The 2851-nt window shown below is 51.0% G+C and carries 3 protein-coding genes; all 3 read right to left on the bottom strand.

From position 1 onward, the window contains the following. Window positions 1–31 precede the first annotated feature (31 nt). The gene (locus ACOTX7_RS24130; protein WP_001493761.1) at window positions 32–1423 is read right to left on the bottom strand and encodes an ISKra4-like element ISKpn19 family transposase; all 1392 of its coding nucleotides are present in this window, start codon (window positions 1421–1423) and stop codon (window positions 32–34) included. 36 nt (window positions 1424–1459) lie between these two features. Beyond that, window positions 1460–2032, bottom strand: a complete 573-nt coding sequence (locus tag ACOTX7_RS24125; protein WP_001493762.1) for a recombinase family protein — start codon at window positions 2030–2032, stop codon at window positions 1460–1462. Window positions 2033–2168: 136 nt separating this feature from the next. After that, window positions 2169–2759 (bottom strand): plasmid pRiA4b ORF-3 family protein, encoded by a 591-nt coding sequence (locus ACOTX7_RS24120; protein WP_012477564.1) that lies wholly within the window; start codon window positions 2757–2759, stop codon window positions 2169–2171. Window positions 2760–2851 lie beyond the last annotated feature (92 nt).

The raw sequence follows: 2851 nt of genomic DNA, 5'->3' as shown, positions 1-2851 counted from the left end.
GAGAGCATAAAAAATATTGGGGCAGCGTGAGCTATGCTGCCATCGCTGGTCCCTTCCCGTCACTTTGAAAACCCGGATACCAGCAGACAAATTTATCCTGCAGTTCGTTATTCAAAACGGCGGTCCGGGTCTGTAACAAATAATGAGCCCCTTTTCTGCTCCACTGCATCTGCTGCTTTTTGGCCATTCGTCTGGCGATCACTTCATTGATCGTGGATTCCACAAACGCGGTTGATACCGGCTCTCCGTACCGACGCATTTCGCCGTAGTTTGGGATCATCATCTTATTATTCCGGATGTAGGTATACATTTCATCCAGATGTTTTTGCAGGGATTTCAGGCTAGGATAGCTGAGTTCAGGGTCATCGCAATACATAACGCAATTATCAATATGTTCCAGCGCAGCGACAACATTGCCATGCCAGAGATATCGTTTAATGCTTTCCAGCAGTGCCAGAACTTTACTCCCCGCCTCTGGATCTGATACCAGCAGTCCCCGGGCATATTGCATGAGCACCTTCAGCCTCATGGTGATATGAAACCAGTCCAGCACATGCGTTGACTCAGGGTACATACCGAACTGGAGGTCCCTGAGATTATCCGCGCCGTCGGACAGAAAAAATATCTGCTGGTTGGCCTGCATTCCCTGCGCTGAAAGGTGGGTCATGAGCCTGCGTTCCGGATGACAGTCATCCTTCTGAACAAAACCGAAGCGGCGGGTGTCAGCAGGCGCACCAACGGAAAAAGACTTCCCGGCAATAATTTCAAAATTACGCTTTTTGTCATCCCGATCGCGAACATAACCACCATCTATACCCACCACAAGCGGTTTTCCTGGCCTGGGCAGGTTCCCCCAGTCGCGGGGGCAGCCGGAAAGAAAACCTGAATGAGCTTCAGCCTCAGCGTCAAGACGCTGCGCCACCTGGCATAAATGATTCCTCACCGTTGAGGCATTCAGGCTGTGGCCCACCGGCAGAATATCTTTCAGCAGACGAGTCGTCATTTCATAGGAGATCATCGAGGCCCAGCGGGTTTCAATATATTTCAGTGCCGGGTGAGAATAATCGCCGGCCCAGTCGCTGAGCAAACTGACTGTCTTTGTATCACTCTCTTCACAACGGCACCGGTACACCCGAAGCCCGGATACCGGAATAACGCCAAACAGCGTCCGGTACCGTATTTTCTGTTTGCCTTTGATTCTGCGCGCAGCAAGGCAGTGAGGGCACCGGATATGGTGTTGAGTATATTCGTCTGCCTGCAGCTGGACCACCGACTGCTGGACCGTATTCAGCAACAGCTTGGATTCTGACACCGATAATCCGATGTCGTTCCGGGTCTCCCCTGATTTCTGGATTGTCATCAGTTCCTCCGTTCGACTGGAGCCTGATTCATCGGTGATGACTATCTGGAGCGTCAGTTGCATCATTGCCTCCTGCTGTGGTGGATGACTATCTCCCGGCTACTGGTTGTTCATCTGGTGACGAAGCTTATAATATGTGGAAACGCCAAGGCCCGCATGGTCGCAGGCGATCCTGAGCCTGACCCCTCTGCTTCTGAGTGCGTCAATTTCCTGGATCTTTTTGATATCGGCGCCGGGGCGCCCTGTTTTTTCACCCCGTGCTTTTTTCGCGGCGATGCCGTCGGCCTGCCTTTCCTTCAGTAAGGCTCGTTCAAACTGGCTGAATGCCGACATCATGTGCAGCTGCAGTTCCTGCATCGGATTGTTTGTGCCGGCGCTGAACGTCAGCTGCTCTTTCAGAAAAATAAGGGTAACGCCCTGGTCACGAAGCCGGGTGGTGACAGCGCACATATCCGACATATTCCGGCAAAGGCGATCGATGGAATGAACCAGAAGCGTATCACCAGGGCGTAATTGCCCCAGGAGTTCCTGTAACCCCGGGCGGTTTGTGTCCTTCGCGCTGGCATGCTCAACACAAATTTTATCAGGCTGAAAACCCGCCTTTGACAATGCCTCTTCCTGACGGGCCGTATTCTGATCGGCCGAGCTTACCCTGATGTAGGCATATTGCACGCAAAACCTCCGGAAGGTCTTTAAACATCATAGAGATTTAAAGAATAATCCATAAACACTGATTTAGGGAGGTTTATAGACATTTTTTCGGGGATCTGAGAGGCATGCTGAAAACGTATACCTTTATAGACATCAGTCAGCGACGACGGCCCAGCCAGATAACTTCAGGCTCCAGTACCGGAGATGCAAGGTCGAGCCTGCTCAGTTGCCGGTTGATTTTGTGGCGGTTGAACCTGACAGCATCCAGGTCGTCAGCAAAAGGGCGGATCTCGCCGACCGTTGTTTCATCATCCGCATTAACGATAGCTTCAAGAAACGCCAGGGTTTTATCGAACTCATCCGCAGCTGTGGCTCCGGGCATACCATGGCCGCTTATACAAAACGGCGCTTTCAGCGTAGAGTTTTCATAAATGGCCTCAACACGAATGTCATGAAGCCAGTGCTCAAAGAAATTGTATTCATAGGTAAAGCGATCGCCAGCATCAAAAGCAAAATCATCAATCACGACCCGGAACGGATTATCGACAAAACCGATGCCTCCTTCGTAGGAGATACCGTAATCTTTGCCATAAATGTGAAATTGATGGAGATGGTCGTCCCCCCAGCCCTGCACTATCTGGAAAATGAAGTGAAGCGCGGCCAGTGACGTGTCGGCAGCAATTCTCAGCCGACGCCAGACCATCGGACTGACTCCATGAACTGCTATTTTGATGACGTAGATCTTCATAGTCAGCAGGTATTGTTATGAAATGATGGTGGTTATTTTAACCCCTGTAGATGGCATCATTCGATGGCTGCCCCGAGGTTTTTCATGCTCTC

The sequence above is a fragment of the Enterobacter cloacae complex sp. IR5418 genome (assembly GCF_049238105.1).
Classification (GTDB): domain Bacteria; phylum Pseudomonadota; class Gammaproteobacteria; order Enterobacterales; family Enterobacteriaceae; genus Enterobacter; species Enterobacter hormaechei.
This window is presented reverse-complemented; position numbering and strand designations above follow the sequence as displayed.

Bases quoted from the DNA above. Each gene is read 5' to 3' on its own strand.
- ACOTX7_RS24130 (WP_001493761.1), bottom strand. From the start codon at position 1,423: ATGCAACTGACGCTCCAGATAGTCATCACCGATGAATCAGGCTCCAGT.
- ACOTX7_RS24120 (WP_012477564.1), bottom strand. From the start codon at position 2,759: ATGAAGATCTACGTCATCAAAATAGCAGTTCATGGAGTCAGTCCGATG.